Genomic DNA, 14,067 nt, shown 5'->3' with positions numbered 1-14,067 from the left:
CCTGTCGGGCCGGTTGCCGCTCCGGCTGACTGTCTGCCCGGCCGAACGCCCGCCGTCGGCCTGCTGAAGAGCTGGACCATGCCATATCGACCGAACTCGATGGGAACGTCGACCGAACTCGATGGGAACGTCGACCGAACTCGATGGGAACGTCGACCGAACTCGATGGTGATAACTACCGGTCTCGGTGGAGGGGAGTGGATGGCTCCGTGAGTTCTCCGGCCAGGTTGCGGCCCATCCAGGCGCCTAGCTCGGCGCCCCGCAGCCCCTGGGAGGCCAGGAACTGAAGCTTGGCGTACGCGGCCTCCAGGGTCATGTCACCGCCGCTGACCGCGCCCGCAGCGGCGACGGGGTTCCCGACGGCGTAGCGCCCGAACTCCACCGTGCCCTGGAGGCACTGGGAGGTGACCACCACCGTTACGCCGGTCTTCACCGCATCCGCTATTACCGTCGTCAACTCGGTCGGCAGATTGCCCACCCCGTAGGCCCGCAGCACCGCCGCGACGGGTGGTGGCTCCAGCAGCGCGGCCAGACGGGTGTCAGTCAGTCCGGGGACCACGTCTACGACGACGACGTCGTGCCGACGGAAGGGGCGCGGGCTCCTCCAGCCGGTGTCAGCTTCGGACTCGGCAGGACCGGACCACCGCCAGGGGGCTCCGGCGCAGGCCAGCGGCGCCGTGCTCGGAGAGTCGAAGCCCTGGAAACTCCAGGTGGAGGTTTTGGTGGCGCGATTGCCGGCCAGCAGGCGGCCGCCGAAGAAGAGCTGAACGCCGGAGGTGGCTCCCCCAAGCACCGCCTGTACGGCGCCAACCACATTTGCTGGGGCGTCCGAGCCCGCCGCGGACAGCGGCAGCTGGGAGCCGGTGATCACCACCGGCTGCGACAGGCCTGTCAGGGCGTAGGAAAGGGCGGCGGCGGTATAAGCCATCGTGTCGGTTCCGTGTAGCACCACGAAGGCGTCTGCGCGGGCGTGCGCACGTATGTCATCAACGATCGCCTGCCAGGTGGAGGGTGCGGCCTGCGTGGAATCGATCAATGGCTGCAGCGTGGTCACAGTGGCCGTCCCGATCGGTGTCAACGATGCCGGGAATGCGTCAAGAAGGTCTGTCAGCCAGGTTTCCAGGTCGGCGCCCGGGTGCAGCCCGCCGGGTGAGTCGATCATCCCGATGGTTCCACCGGCGTAGGTGAAGTGGACGTGCATGCGGTCAGGGTAGCGGGTGCGGCTGTGCTCCAAACCACTCCGTGGGTTTGGGGTGCCGGATTGCGTGTCGGCGGCGGCAGGCGGTAACCTGCGTGTCGCCGCTTTGGCGGCAGGCCACCTTAGCTCAGTCGGCAGAGCGATTCACTCGTAATGAATAGGTCGTGGGTTCGATTCCCACAGGTGGCTCCAATGGTCCCCGCACGCCGTGGACAGCCACCCCGGAGGACCCGACGCGCCGTATTTCCCAATTCCCTTGCTTCAATTGTGCCGTTATGTATATCCTGTTTCGCGGGACGATCCCGCAGTAGAAGCGGGGCCCGCAAATCTGTGGCAAGGAGGACCAATATGGCGCAGAAGACGCAGATTGTCCTGGTGGACGACATCGACGGGTCTGAGGCGACCCAGACCATCACTTTCGCACTCGACGGTGTCACTTACGAGATCGACCTGAACGAGGAGCACGCTGCCGCGTTGCGCGAGTCGATCGAGGAGTGGACGGTAAAGGCCCGTCGTCGCGGCGGACGCCGCACGCTCCGTCGTCGCCCGCCGACGGGCGTCACGCAGAAGATCCGTGAGTGGGCGCGTGCCAACGGCTATGAGGTTTCTGACCGTGGGCGCATTCCCGCTCCGGTGCGTGAGGCTTACATGGCGGCCAACAACCCCGGCAAGAACTGAGCTCCGGCGTCGTCGGCCTGAAAATGGTCGGCGACGCCGCGCGCATTGCCGGCGCCTCGTTTCCACCAGGCCCCTGGATCCAGCTAGGACCCAGGGGCCTGGTGGCGCGCGGCGGAGCCTGGCACAATGATCCTCATGGCTTACACCCTTGTGCTGCTCCGCCACGGCGAGAGCGAATGGAATGCTAAGAACCTGTTCACCGGCTGGGTGGACGTCGCGCTGTCGGAGAAGGGGCGGGCCGAAGCCCTCCACGGCGGCGAACTCCTTAAGGAGGCGGGCGTCCTTCCGGACAAACTCTTTACCTCGGTGCTCCGGCGCGCCATCATGACCGCCGATCTGGCGCTGGATGCGGCTGATCGGCACTGGATCCCGGTCGAGCGGCACTGGCGGCTCAACGAACGCCACTACGGGGCGCTGCAGGGCAAGAACAAGAAGGAGATCCGCGAGCAGTACGGGGACGAGCAGTTCATGCTCTGGCGCCGCTCTTACGATGTGCCGCCGCCGGCCATTGAACTCGGCTCGGAGTTCTCCCAGGACACCGACCCGCGTTACGCCGGTGAGCCAATTCCTGCCACCGAGTGCCTTAAGGACGTGCTGGTCCGGCTGCTGCCTTACTGGGAAGGGACCATCATCCCGGAGATCAAGACCGGCAAGACCATCATGATCGCTGCGCACGGCAACTCCCTGCGCGCCATCGTCAAGCACCTTGACGACATCTCCGACGCCGAGATCGCCGGCGTGAACATTCCCACCGGTATCCCGCTCGTGTACGAACTTGATGAGGAGACCCTCAAACCCATCAAGAAGGGTGGGCGCTACCTGGATCCCGAGGCCGAGGCGAAGATCGCCGCCGTAGCCAACCAGGGGAAGTGAGCCTGCGCGCATCTGTGAGGATGCGCGCAGCCGACAGTGACCATTGGTCTAGTGGGGCGGGCAGACGGAACCGGCGTCTGCCCGCCCCACTAGTCTGTGTGCCACAGGCCGGTTACGAGTGGTTACGGGCTCTTCGCGTTTGGGGCGTGGTGGTTGTGTTCGGGTGGGGGGTGGTTGTTGGTGGTGGGCTGCTGGTGTGCAGGACGGCCGTTCATGTCGAAAACCAGCACCTCACGCCCCAGAACACACCGCCCACCACACCCCCACGCACGAAAAGCCGGTTACGTCCGGCGCAATCAGGACTCGCTCGGGCCAGGCACGGTCACACCCGAGACCAGGTAGGCCATACGGCGGGCCACTGACGTCGAATGATCGCCGAAGCGCTCCAGGAAACGGCCCATGAGAACCGCGTCGACCACCTGCTGCCGGGTCAGCTCTATGCTCGGGTCGAGGATCATCTGGAAGGATTCGCGGTGCAACGCGTCCAGTTCGGCGTCGCGGCTCTGGATCTGCGCCGCCAGCTCCAGGTCTTGGGTCCGGATGAGGGTGCGCACGTCCCGGCCCGCGCGTACAGCGGCGTCGGCCATCTTCACCATCAAGCCCAGGATCGGCTCGGGCACCGGCGGGAGCGGGTAGCGACCACGGGCGATGGCGGCCACATGCCGGGCGAGGTCGCCCTGCCGTTCAAGGGTCTGCGCCATGCGCAGGGCGGAGATGACATTGCGCAGATCGCGGTCCACGGGCTGCTGACGGGCCAGCAGCATGACGCACATGTCGTCAATGTCACGCTGTAAGTCGTTTATGCGTTCGTCGGCGTCGATGACCTGCTCGGCCACCACTATGTCCCCGTTGCGCAGCGACTCCGCGGCACGCTCGATGGCGGTGGCCACCTGCTCTGCCATGGACGCCAGGTCGCTCCCGAGCTGTTTGAGCTCCTGGTTGAAAATGTCACGCACGGCTGCCTCCCAAGTGTCGGCGCTGCGGTCGGGCTCGCGAACGGCCCGCCCACACCTCTACCCTAGGGGGCGTGGGAACCGTTTGGCTGATCATCGCCGTGGCCGCCGTTGGTGTCGCCGCCGGCGCGGCGGCAGGGCTCGCACTCGGGCACGCCACCCGCGACGTGCACGGCAACGGCATGATCGCCGGCTCTACGCTCGAACGCGACGGTCTGATCCCCGTGCTCGCCGCGCTGAGCTCCACCGTGGTCCTGCTCGACGACGACGGCGAGGTCCTGCGTGCCGCGGCCGCCGCCTACACCTACAACATTGTGCGCGACGACGAGGTCAGCGAGCCGCAGGTGGCGCAGATGGTCGAGCGTGTGCGCGCCACCGGCCAGGCCGAGGAGGCGGAGATCACGGTTGCGCGCGGCCGTGTCGCCGGAGCGGGCAATTTCCACCTGCAGGTCCGTGTGGCCGCCATCGGCCGCGGTCGCCTGCTGGTGCTGGTGGAGGACCGCACCGCCGCCCGGCGGGTCGAGCAGATGCGGCGCGACTTTGTGGTCAACGCATCCCACGAACTCAAGACCCCGGTCGGCGCCATCTCGCTGCTGGCCGAAACCGTGCGCGAGAACGCCGAGGACCCCGAGCTGGTCGCCGACTATGCCGGACGCATGAGTCGGGAGTCACGTCGCCTGGAGCTGCTGGTGGGGGACATCATCGAGTTGTCCCGGTTGCAGGACGGCGACGCCCTGGTTGAGCCGGAGGATGTGAATCTCGACGACGTCGTCGTCGACGCCCTCGATCGGGTGCGGGTTGAGGCGGAAGCCAAGGAGGTCGCCCTGGTGTCGGGCGGTACGGAGAACCTCCACGTGCTGGGGGATGCCGCGCTGCTGGTAACCGCCGTCAGCAACCTGCTGGACAACGCCATTCGCTACTCCGACCCGCGCACCCGTGTAAGCGTTGGGCTGAGCGTGGATGCTGAGGATCCGGAACTGGTGCGTATCGCTGTTGTCGATCAGGGCATCGGGATCGCCAAGGAGGCGCAGGAGCGAGTCTTCGAGCGTTTCTACCGGGTGGATAAGGCTCGTTCACGCATGACCGGCGGCACCGGCCTGGGACTGTCGATTGTTAAGCACGTCGCCGCCGACCACGGCGGCACAGTGGAGTTGTGGTCCGCGCCCGGGCGCGGAAGCACCTTCACGCTGCTGCTGCCCCGTCACCGCACCGAGGCGGACCTGCCCGGGCCGGCCCCGGAGGCGGTCGAGGCGGTGGCTTCCGGAGCCGCCGGCGCCTCCTTCGCCGCCATCGCCGCCATATCCGAAGATCCCGCCGCCCGGCGCCAGGGGCCGCCGTCGGGCATGAGCCGCACCGGGCAGGAGGACAGGCAATGACCCGCATTTTGCTGGTTGAGGATGAGGAGAACTACCGTGAACCCCTGGCACTGAACCTGCGACGTGACGGTTTCAAGGTGGTCGAGGCGCGCGACGGCGCCGCCGCCATGGAACGCTTCGAGGGTGCCGGGGCGCCAGGCGGTACCGGCCCCATCGACCTGGTCCTGCTGGACCTGATGCTGCCGCGTATGTCCGGCGCGGAGGTGTGCCGTCGCATCCGCCGCACCTCCCGGGTGCCGGTGATCATGCTCACCGCCCGGGACGCGGAGATGGACAAGATCGCCGGGCTGGAGCTGGGGGCGGACGACTACATCACTAAGCCGTACTCCTACCGGGAGCTGGTCGCTCGCGTCCACGCCGTGCTGCGCCGCACCGCCGATGGGAGGCCGGAGGAACCGGTGCTCACGGCCGGAAGAGTGACCATGGACGTGGGACGTCACGAAGTGAGCGTCGACGGGCAGGTGGTGCCCATGCCCAAGCGGGAGTTCGAGCTATTGGAACTGTTCCTGCGGCACCCCGACCACGTACTAACCCGCGGCCAGATCATCGAGCGCCTGTGGGGCGCCAACTATGTGGGAGACACTAAGACGCTGGATGTGCACGTCAAGCGCATCCGCGCCAAGATCGAGGCGGACCCCTCCTCCCCGAAACTACTGACCACCGTGCGCGGAGTTGGCTACCGGCTGGTCACCGCCGACTGACTGCGGCCCCCGTGTGAGCTAACTCCCCGATCTTACTGTGTTATTTCCTGATAAACTGAAGCCCCGCGACAAATCTGGAGTGACCTCACCTATGACATTCGAAGTCGGCGAGACCGTCGTCTATCCCCACCACGGCGCCGCCCGGATCATCGACATCCGCCAGCGCAAGGTCAGGGGCGAGGAGAAGACCTACTTGCAGCTCGAGGTCGCACAGGGCGACCTGACCATCCTGGTCCCGGCTGACAGCGTCGACCTGATCGGTGTGCGCGACGTCGTCGACGAATCCGGCCTGGAACGTGTCTTCGAGGTGCTGCGCGCACCCCTGACGGAGGAGCCCACCAACTGGTCCCGGCGCTTCAAAGCCAATCAGGAGAAGATCGCCTCCGGAGACGTCATCAAGGTCGCGGAGGTAGTGCGCGACCTCTCCCGCCGTGACACCGACCGGGGCCTGTCCGCCGGGGAGAAGCGCATGCTGGCCAAAGCCCGGCAGATTCTCGTCTCCGAACTTGCCCTCGCCCAGAAGACTCCCGAGGAAGAGGCCGAGAACACGCTCGACGAGGTCCTCGCCTCCGGCGCCGCCGCCTAACAGGGGGCCGGACCGGACGGCGGCCGGGCGCTGGTAGTGTCCCGCACATGTCGGATATGACCGCCGGGCCCGCCGTCGCCGTACTGACCGCCGCCGGCTCTGGAAGCAGGCTCGGATCGGAGGGGCCCAAGGCCCTGGTGGATCTGTGCGGTGAAACGCTCCTGCACCGGGCCGCCCGTGGGCTGCTCGCCGCGGGAGTCATCGACCACATCACCATCACCGCCCCCGCTGCCGCCGTGGGACGCTTCACGGCCGAGGTCTGCGACCTGGCCGATGCTGGACGGATCGGAGTAGTCGCCGGCTCACCGGCCTCGCGGCAGGCCTCGGTCGCCCTCGGCCTGGCCGCTGCGCTGCAGGCGCGGCCCGAGGCCGAGGTGGTGCTCGTCCACGACGCCGCCCGTGCCCTTACCCCGCCGGACTTGACACGCCGCGTTGTGGCCGCGGTGAGGGCCGGTTATCACGCCGTCGTCCCCGGCCTGCCGGTTGTCGACACCGTCAAGGAGGTCGCCGTCGGGGAGGTCGTTGCGGCGTCGACGCCGGGGTCCTCAACCGGCCCGGAAGCAAACAGGGTGGAACTCGTGGTCGGCACGCCGGATCGTGCCCGTTTAAGAGCCGTCCAGACCCCTCAGGGCTTCACCCGCCGAACCCTGGAGGAGGCGCACCGCCGCGGCACGCTCCGCGCCGAGGACGAGTCGCTGGCCGCCCGTGACGACGCCGCCCTAGTCGAGGCGATGGGGGGAGAGGTCGCAGTCGTCGCCGGCGATCCGCTCGCCCTGAAGGTGACCACACCCCTGGATCTGGCCCTGGCTGAGATTCTTGCCCGCAGGGAGCGTCAACAGCCGTAGGCTCGGGGTATGAGTCCACATGCTCCAGGACAGGGCACCGCGATCGATTCAGCCGGCTCCACGCACGTCGGCTCCGCCGGAACCGGCGGACTGCTGACCTGGCCGATTCTCGCCTGGGGGCTGTGGGACTGGGGCTCAGCGGCCTTCAACGCCGTGATCACCACCTTCGTGTTCTCCGTGTACTTGACCAGTTCCGCCTTCGGAGACTCGGCCACCACCGAGTCCTCCCTGTCCGTGGGTCTGGCGATCGCGGGCGCCTGCATTGCCCTGCTGGCCCCCGTCACCGGGCAGCGCTCCGACCGCGCTGGGCGCACCGTATTCTGGTTGGGGGCGTATACGGGAGTCGTGGTCGCCGTCAGCGCCGGCCTGTACTTCGTTCTGCCGGAGCCCGGCTACCTGTGGCTGGGTATCACTCTGCTCGGAATCGGCAATGTCTTCTTCGAGTTGGCCTCGGTGAACTACAACGGGATGCTCTCCCGGCTGACCACCCAGGACAAGGTTGGGGCCGTGTCCGGTCTCGGCTGGGGCATGGGGTACCTCGGTGGCATTGTGCTGCTGCTGATCCTGTACGTGGGCTTCATAAACCCGGAGGTCGGCTGGTTCGGGGTGACGGATGCGGGCGGCCTGGATGTGCGTGTATCCATGCTCGTGTCCGCCGCCTGGTTCGGTCTGTGCGCTATACCGGTGCTGGTGACCCAGTCCGGTAAGCCGGCTTGGCGGCGGTGGGCCGCCATTGATACGGCGGACGGGTATGACGCCCGCGAATTGGCTGGGTTGGAGAACGAACCCGCCGAACCCATTGAGACGCCACAATCGGTTATGCGTCGCGAGTCCGTCTGGGCCTCATACAAGCACTTGTGGCGCACACTTGTGGGGCTGTACCGCAACCACCCCGAGGTGCTGTGGTTCCTGCTGGCCGCGGCGGTGTTCCGCGACGGGCTGGCCGGGGTGTTCACTTACGGGGGGATTATCGCCCAGAACACCTTCGGCTTCTCCTCCGGGGACGTGATCGTGTTTGCGGTGGCAGCAAATGTGGTCGCCGGTGTCGCCACCATCGCCGCAGGCAGACTCGATGATCTGCTCGGCCCCCGCCGGGTCATTCTCGGCGCGCTCACGGTGCTGGTGAGCGCGGGACTGCTCGTGTTCTTCCTGCACTCATCCGGGGCCACCATTTTCTGGGTGCTCGGCCTGGTGCTGTCGGGCTGTGTGGGGCCGGCGCAGTCGGCGGCGCGCTCCTATCTGGCGCGGCTGGCGCCCCAGGGACGCGAGGGGGAGATGTTCGGGCTGTACGCCACCACCGGGCGGGCCGTGTCCTTCATGGCGCCAGCGATGTACGGGGCCTCGATCTGGTTGGGCACCAGGGTGGTTGGCGAAGGTGCGGGCTACTGGGGCATTCTCGGCATTGTGATGGTGCTCGCGGCGGGCCTGCTGCTCATGCTGCGAGTGCCGGACCCGCCGGCTGACCCGCCCGTCCCGCCCGTCTCACCCGTCCCGCCCTCCCATCGAGTTCGGTCGAAATAACCACCGAGTTCGGTCGATATGACCATCGAGTTCGGTTGGTGGGGCGGGCGGGTGGGCCGCCGTGCTGAGCCTTCGGCAGATCAGTCGTCAGAGACGGTTACGGTCACCGGAATGTTGCCCCGGGTGGCGTTGGAGTAGGGGCACACCTGGTGGGCCGCATCGGCCAGGGCCTGGGCAGCGTCATGCGGTTGGGCAGGAATGACGACCTCCAACTCGACGACCAGTCCGAAACCTCCCTCACCGTTTGAGCCTATGGATACTCGGGCGCCCACGCTGGAATCTCCCAACTCGGCCTTCTGGGAGCGGGCAACGGCCTGAAGCGCGGAGTGGAAGCAGGCGGCGTAGCCGGCCGCGAAGAACTCCTCCGGGTTGGGCAGGTTCGCGCCGGAGCCTCCCATCTCCTTCGGCACCGCCAGGTCGGTGTCAATGCGGCCGGTGGTGGAGGTTACGTGGCCGTTGCGGCCGTCTCCGGATGCCAAAGCCTCAATGGTGTACAGCGAGTTCGTGACGTCGGACATAATGGCCCTCCTAGGCGGTGTTACGTGCACTGTTGGTCGAGGAGTATATGGCTGCTACATGGTCGGCGGGTCCAGGGGCACCGATGCCGACCTGAATGTCAGGCGCGCAGGTCCGGGAAGTCCTCGGCCGCGTCGGAGTCGCCCTCGCGCGCCGCGCGGTCCTCGTACTCGGCGCTCAGACGGTCCAGGTCCTCCTTGGTCAGCGGGCCCTGCGTGGTGCCGGCGGAGCCGTCCTGGCGCGTCCAGGACACCACCAGCCCGTCCTCGTAGCCGAAGCGCGCCAGATGCCGACCGGCGACCTCCTCCAGACGCGCCAACTCCTGCGCGGAGGCGGACAGCGTCAGTACGAGTGCGCCGTCCTCACAGGCCAGGTCCGCCACGCCGGCCACGGTTCCCTCACGGTTGAAAACCAGGTGTCCGGTGGAGTCGGCGCCGTTCCACTCGCCGTCGATCTTCCGGCTCATGTGGCTGACAAGCTGGCGACCGTAGTCGGCCGGCTTGTCGGTCGTCACGCGGGCCACCGAGCGGGAGTCGAAGTCGGGAGTGGCATGTGCATTTGCTGATTCAGAGATCATGAGACGAGGCTAGCCTCGTGTATCGGGGCAGCCCAGGCTTATCGCCCGCGGCTGAGTGGCCGGCGCAGTGCCCCTTTTCGGGAATACGGCGGGTGTTTCAGGCGGGGCGGCTCATGGTCGCCGCTGGCCGGTTGCTGAGCCCGACGACGACGGTCTCGGTACCCTCGGAACTCCCCGCCCCGGAGGCGGTCTGGGCGGAGCCGTCCGGGTCTGCGGCCGCGGCTGAGCGCGAGCACACCAGGGCGATGATTCCGGGTGCCGGCACCAGGTAGCCGTCGTCGAGGTAGCGCTGATCGGCCGTGGAGACCGCGGCGTCGCCCTCCATGTCTTCGCGGTCCAGGTGCACGGCGACGGTGCCGTCCGAGGCGACGACGTCGAGGCCCATGCCCTGCGGGGAGGAAGCAGCGTCTGAGCGGGTGGTGGTGAGAGCGTCGAGGTACCCGCGACCGGAGGCACGCTCGATCAGTTCCTGGACGGTGTATGCCTTACCGGTGGCGGGCTCGAAGACGACGTCGGCGGAGCCGGGCGAGGAACCGGCCTGGACGCGCAGTGTCCTGGCGGCGTGGTTCCGCATCGGGGTCGTGAGGTCGCCCAGGGGTACCGCGGGCGTGGGCGCGGCGCCGGACAGGGCGTCGAGGCTGACCGCGTCCAGTGGATGCGTGACGGCCTTGACGGCGTCACGATCCTGCTCCGCGAGCTCGGTGTAGACGGCGGCGGGGTCGCGGTAGCGCACGGTCCACCCGTCGACGACCACCGGGCCCGCCTGGCTCCCGGCGGGGACGACGCCGACGACGGTGGTGATGGCCGTGGGATTGTCATCGGGTGCGAGGGTCAGCTCGCACCATCCCTCCCGGTCACTCGGGCAGTAAGTGCCCAGGATGAGAGTCGAATGCCCGCCCTGGAAGAACGATGCGGGCTCCCAGCCGGAGGTCGCGCAGCCCCAGTCGTCCTCACACGTCGGGAAACGCGTATCCGGCACCGTGGCCAGGACAGAGCCGTCCGTAAGCGACAACACGTCGTCGTCGACCATGAGCACGTGATCGGTGATCTGCAGGCGGTTGTCGTTGCCCGACCAGTAGCGATTGGAGTGGTGGTGCATGTGCTCGAAGGCGATGTTCCCGGTAGCGGTGTCGATGCCGACGAACAGGGTACGGGTGGGGCCGGCGCCATAGGCGATGACCAGATGCGTGCGGTCCGGGCTGAGTGCCGCGTAGCAGGAGGCCTCCCGCTGGCCGCCGTCGCAGTTGCCGATCCTTATGGTTGACGCCGGCCGGGTCTGGATCCAGTCGGTATAGCCGCTGTTGGGGTCGAGCCCGAGCACGCCGTGGTCGGTGATGACGAGTGGGCTGAACGTTCCCGCAATGACGCCCAGCACCGGCTCGGTCTCTTCGAATACCCGCTGCCAGGCGACGTCGTCGTCGAGCGTGTCGGGTACCGTCACCGGGCGCACGGCGGTCAGCCATACGGACCGGGCACGGTCCGGGAAGGAGACCCCCGGGACCAGGAATTCCGTGACCGCGATGGCAAGGGTGACAGCCGTGGCGGCCAGCGCCGTCGGCGTGGGGCACAGACGGCGCAGGACAGACCGGTGTCCGGTCGGGTGCCGTCTTCTGAGCAGGCGCAGCGGGACGTCGGTGGCTACCATGAGGGCGAGCCCGGCCGCGGTGACGGTGAGTGGGAGCAGCGCCGGGTAATTCATACGGATCGCCCCGGACTGTTGCAGCCACAGCCTGCCGAAGAGGACCGTCACGACGAATGCCGGTATGACCGTCAGCAGCAGCACTAGGAGGGTGGCGGCCCGGGTGCGCTGGGGGCGGGGACGCACGCGGATCAGGTGCGCGTAGTACGCCCAGGCCGACAGAGCCACCGGTGTCAGCAGGACCAGCGTGGGGACGAGCCCATCGATGGCGGCTTCCAGCATGCCGGGGTTGTGCGATGCCTGACTCATCGCCCGGGCTGCTGCTACGACGGCGGTGATCGCACCGCCGGCGCGCAGACCGCGTAGGACCTCGGTGGTGGCGGTCCGGGTCTCGGTGGCGGCTTCACGCATGGAGGACGGTGGAGGAGGCGGGAACTCCGGGTGAGGTACGGACCGGATTGCGCCGTCGGGGCTGGACGGCGGCGGGGAGACGTCGGCGATGGGCTCGTCTGACTCGGCGGAGGGGCACATGGTCAAAGCATGTCAGCCGACGGCGGAGTAGGGTGCGTTCGAGGTGTCGTCGTCCTCGGTCGACCGCGGCGGCTTTCTAGCCGAGGCCGACCACCACGGTTTGGTGGTTGCTGGTTCCGTTATTGTCGTCTACGACGGCGCGGTCATAGACCAGTGCCACGACGCCGGGCGCGGGCACGAGGTAGCCGTCGTGGTAGTAGGCCAGGGTTCCGCCGGCGGCGGCGAGATCGGCGTGATCCAGGTGCATTGCAATCTTGTTGTCGGCGTTGTGTATGTCAATTCCCGTGTATTCCACGGATATGCTTCCGTCCGGTTGCTCCGATATTTCTCGGGGCTCCTCGACGGTGAGGGTGTTTAGGTAGCCGGGGCCGTACGCTCGTTCGGTGAGTTCCTGAGTGGTGTTGACCTGTCCGGTGGCGGGATCGAAGACGACCTCGGTCGAAGAAGCACCCTGCACTGTCAGTGTACAGGAGCCGTTGTTGTTGAGGGGTTGAATTAGGTCGCCGAGGGGAATCGGGGCGGTGTTGTCAGCGCCGGACAGGGCGTCGAGGCTGACTGCATCCACGGGACGGCTGTGGCTTGTCCCGAGCTGTTCGCTTATTTCCTGATTGGCGGCGTCGGGGTCGTGGAGACGCACGGTCCACCCATTCGCTACGACTGGCCCATTATTATCCGTGGGTAGGATGCCATTGACGGTGGTGATGGCGGTGAGGTCGTCGTCAGGGGCCACCACCATTTCGCACCAGATGCTCTCGGGGCCCATCGGTAGTGTGTTTGGACAGTATGCTCCGAGGATGAGGGTTGAGTGCCCTCCCTGCAAATTGGATGGGTCGTGCAGGACAGGGGACGTGAAGCAAAATGAATGTCCGTCGCAACTCGGCATGGTTACTTCCGGCAGTGTGGCCAGCTGACTGCCGTCGGCAAGAGAGATGATTTCCGGGCCTGATACGAACACATGGTCGGTGATCTGTCTGCGGTACTGCGCCGGATCCGTATCGGCGGGGGAGTGGTGCATATATTCGAAATCCGCATGCCCGGTGGTGGTATTAATACCTACGAACAGGGTGCGTCCGAAACCGGCGTGGTAGGCGAGCACCATATGCGCGCGATTGGGGCTCAAGGCCGCGTAGCACGCGCCGGAGTCATGTTTGTATCCGCAAAGGCTGAATGTCGATGCCGGGCGGGTGTAGGACCAGGTGGTCTCGCCGGTTTGGGGGTCCAGACCCTGGGCCCCGTGGTCGGTGATGGCGATGGGGCCGGTTGTTCCGGAAACGACGTATCTGAGCGAGTCGGACTCGTTGTTGTCAAAGGCGCGCTGCCACAGAATCTGCTCGCCTAGCGCGTTCGGGACAGACGCGGGGCGGAGACCAGACACCTCGACGGACCGGGCTGGAAAGGTCAGGCCCGGCAGTGTGAGTGCGGTGGTGGCGGCGGCGATGGTGAGGACGGCGACCGCCGTCGTGGTTCGAGAGGGGCGGAGGCGGCGTCGTAGAGGTTGTTTAGAAGGTGTACGACTGTCGCGTTCCAGGTGCAGCAGGAGGCCGGCGGTGAGTGCGACGCCGATCCCGGCGGAGGCGATGGCGAGTTGGGAGAGCACCGGGTAGGGGAGACCAATGGTTTGGGAGCGTTGCCACCAGTACCTGCCGAGCAGAACTACAGCGATGGTTGAGGGAATCAGTACAAGTAGCGCGGCGAGCAGGAGCGTACGTCGGGGACGGGGACTGTCTGCCGGCTCGACTATGTAGGCGTAAAAGGTCCAGACCGTCGCAGCTGTGAGGAGCAGGATGAAGGAGAGCAAGAGTGGATCCAAGCCGTTGCTGTGTGGGCCTAACATGCCCGGGTTCTGCCTGGCCTGCCACCAGGCCCAGGCTGCTGCCATGACGGCGGCCAGTAGTCCGCCGGCGCGCAGGCCGCGCAGGATGCTGGCGCGCCGGGTTTGGTTCCGAATCCGGTTACGTCGCGGGGACTGCGATCCGGGCGTGGTCTGGGAGGGTGGGGCGTCGTCGTCGGTGGCCATGAGTCGAGGGTGGCAGAAGGCGCCGCACGCGGCCATGGGGTGGGCTGCCCGTGCCA

The 14,067-nt window shown here is 67.1% G+C and carries 13 protein-coding genes and 1 tRNA gene; 8 read left to right on the top strand and 6 right to left on the bottom strand.

The features are described from left to right. Positions 1-175: 175 nt before the first annotated feature. Positions 176-1,201, bottom strand: a complete 1,026-nt coding sequence (locus CWT10_RS14195) for an asparaginase (protein WP_103061990.1) — start codon at positions 1,199-1,201, stop codon at positions 176-178. A 113-nt stretch (positions 1,202-1,314) separates the two neighbouring features. Here CWT10_RS14195 and CWT10_RS14190 point away from each other — a divergent pair. From CWT10_RS14190 to CWT10_RS14180, 3 genes are all read left to right on the top strand, one after another. After that, a tRNA-Thr gene (locus CWT10_RS14190) sits at positions 1,315-1,390 on the top strand. Between the two features lie 156 nt (positions 1,391-1,546). Continuing rightward, positions 1,547-1,876 carry a histone-like nucleoid-structuring protein Lsr2 gene (locus CWT10_RS14185; RefSeq protein WP_103061976.1) on the top strand — a complete coding sequence of 110 codons (330 nt, stop codon included), beginning with the start codon at positions 1,547-1,549 and terminating at the stop codon, positions 1,874-1,876. Between the two features lie 135 nt (positions 1,877-2,011). Continuing rightward, a complete protein-coding gene (locus tag CWT10_RS14180) occupies positions 2,012-2,749 on the top strand; it encodes a phosphoglyceromutase (protein ID WP_103061989.1) in 738 nt (245 codons plus the stop codon). A 296-nt stretch (positions 2,750-3,045) separates the two neighbouring features. On the opposite strand, the gene phoU is transcribed toward CWT10_RS14180, so the two are convergent. Then, the gene (gene phoU / locus CWT10_RS14175) at positions 3,046-3,705 is read right to left on the bottom strand and encodes a phosphate signaling complex protein PhoU (protein WP_103061523.1); all 660 of its coding nucleotides are present in this window, start codon (positions 3,703-3,705) and stop codon (positions 3,046-3,048) included. A 71-nt stretch (positions 3,706-3,776) separates the two neighbouring features. On the opposite strand from phoU, the gene CWT10_RS14170 reads away from it, so the two are divergent. The 5 genes from CWT10_RS14170 to CWT10_RS14150 all read left to right on the top strand — a co-directional run bounded on the left by CWT10_RS14170 (position 3,777) and on the right by CWT10_RS14150 (position 8,731). Next, positions 3,777-5,078 carry a sensor histidine kinase gene (locus tag CWT10_RS14170; protein ID WP_174721968.1) on the top strand — a complete coding sequence of 434 codons (1,302 nt, stop codon included), beginning with the start codon at positions 3,777-3,779 and terminating at the stop codon, positions 5,076-5,078. Then, positions 5,075-5,779 carry a response regulator transcription factor gene (locus tag CWT10_RS14165; RefSeq protein WP_103061522.1) on the top strand — a complete coding sequence of 235 codons (705 nt, stop codon included), beginning with the start codon at positions 5,075-5,077 and terminating at the stop codon, positions 5,777-5,779. Before CWT10_RS14170 ends, CWT10_RS14165 begins: the two co-directional genes overlap by 4 nt. 91 nt (positions 5,780-5,870) lie before the next feature. Continuing rightward, a complete protein-coding gene (locus CWT10_RS14160; RefSeq protein ID WP_103061521.1) occupies positions 5,871-6,365 on the top strand; it encodes a CarD family transcriptional regulator in 495 nt (164 codons plus the stop codon). 47 nt (positions 6,366-6,412) lie between these two features. Next, a complete protein-coding gene (locus CWT10_RS14155; RefSeq protein WP_199176280.1) occupies positions 6,413-7,210 on the top strand; it encodes an IspD/TarI family cytidylyltransferase in 798 nt (265 codons plus the stop codon). 9 nt (positions 7,211-7,219) lie between these two features. Continuing rightward, a complete protein-coding gene (locus tag CWT10_RS14150) occupies positions 7,220-8,731 on the top strand; it encodes an MFS transporter (protein ID WP_103061519.1) in 1,512 nt (503 codons plus the stop codon). A gap of 80 nt (positions 8,732-8,811) precedes the next feature. Here CWT10_RS14150 and CWT10_RS14145 read toward each other — a convergent pair whose 3' ends face one another. From CWT10_RS14145 to CWT10_RS14130, 4 genes are all read right to left on the bottom strand, one after another. Further along, complete coding sequence (locus tag CWT10_RS14145) at positions 8,812-9,249, bottom strand: Ohr family peroxiredoxin (RefSeq protein WP_103061518.1); 438 nt, start codon at positions 9,247-9,249, stop codon at positions 8,812-8,814. 98 nt (positions 9,250-9,347) lie between these two features. Continuing rightward, positions 9,348-9,824 carry a DUF2218 domain-containing protein gene (locus tag CWT10_RS14140; protein WP_103061517.1) on the bottom strand — a complete coding sequence of 159 codons (477 nt, stop codon included), beginning with the start codon at positions 9,822-9,824 and terminating at the stop codon, positions 9,348-9,350. 97 nt (positions 9,825-9,921) lie between these two features. Continuing rightward, entirely contained in the window at positions 9,922-11,994 is a 2,073-nt protein-coding gene (locus CWT10_RS14135; RefSeq protein ID WP_128683530.1) for a hypothetical protein, read from the bottom strand. A gap of 76 nt (positions 11,995-12,070) precedes the next feature. Then, positions 12,071-14,011: a hypothetical protein gene (locus CWT10_RS14130; protein ID WP_103061515.1), complete on the bottom strand. Its 1,941-nt coding sequence runs from the start codon at positions 14,009-14,011 to the stop codon at positions 12,071-12,073. Positions 14,012-14,067 lie beyond the last annotated feature (56 nt).

This window comes from Actinomyces qiguomingii (assembly GCF_004102025.1).
Taxonomy (GTDB): Bacteria; Actinomycetota; Actinomycetes; order Actinomycetales; family Actinomycetaceae; genus Actinomyces; species Actinomyces qiguomingii.
Note: the sequence above shows the minus strand (reverse complement) of the source record. Positions and strands in the feature narration are given on the sequence as shown.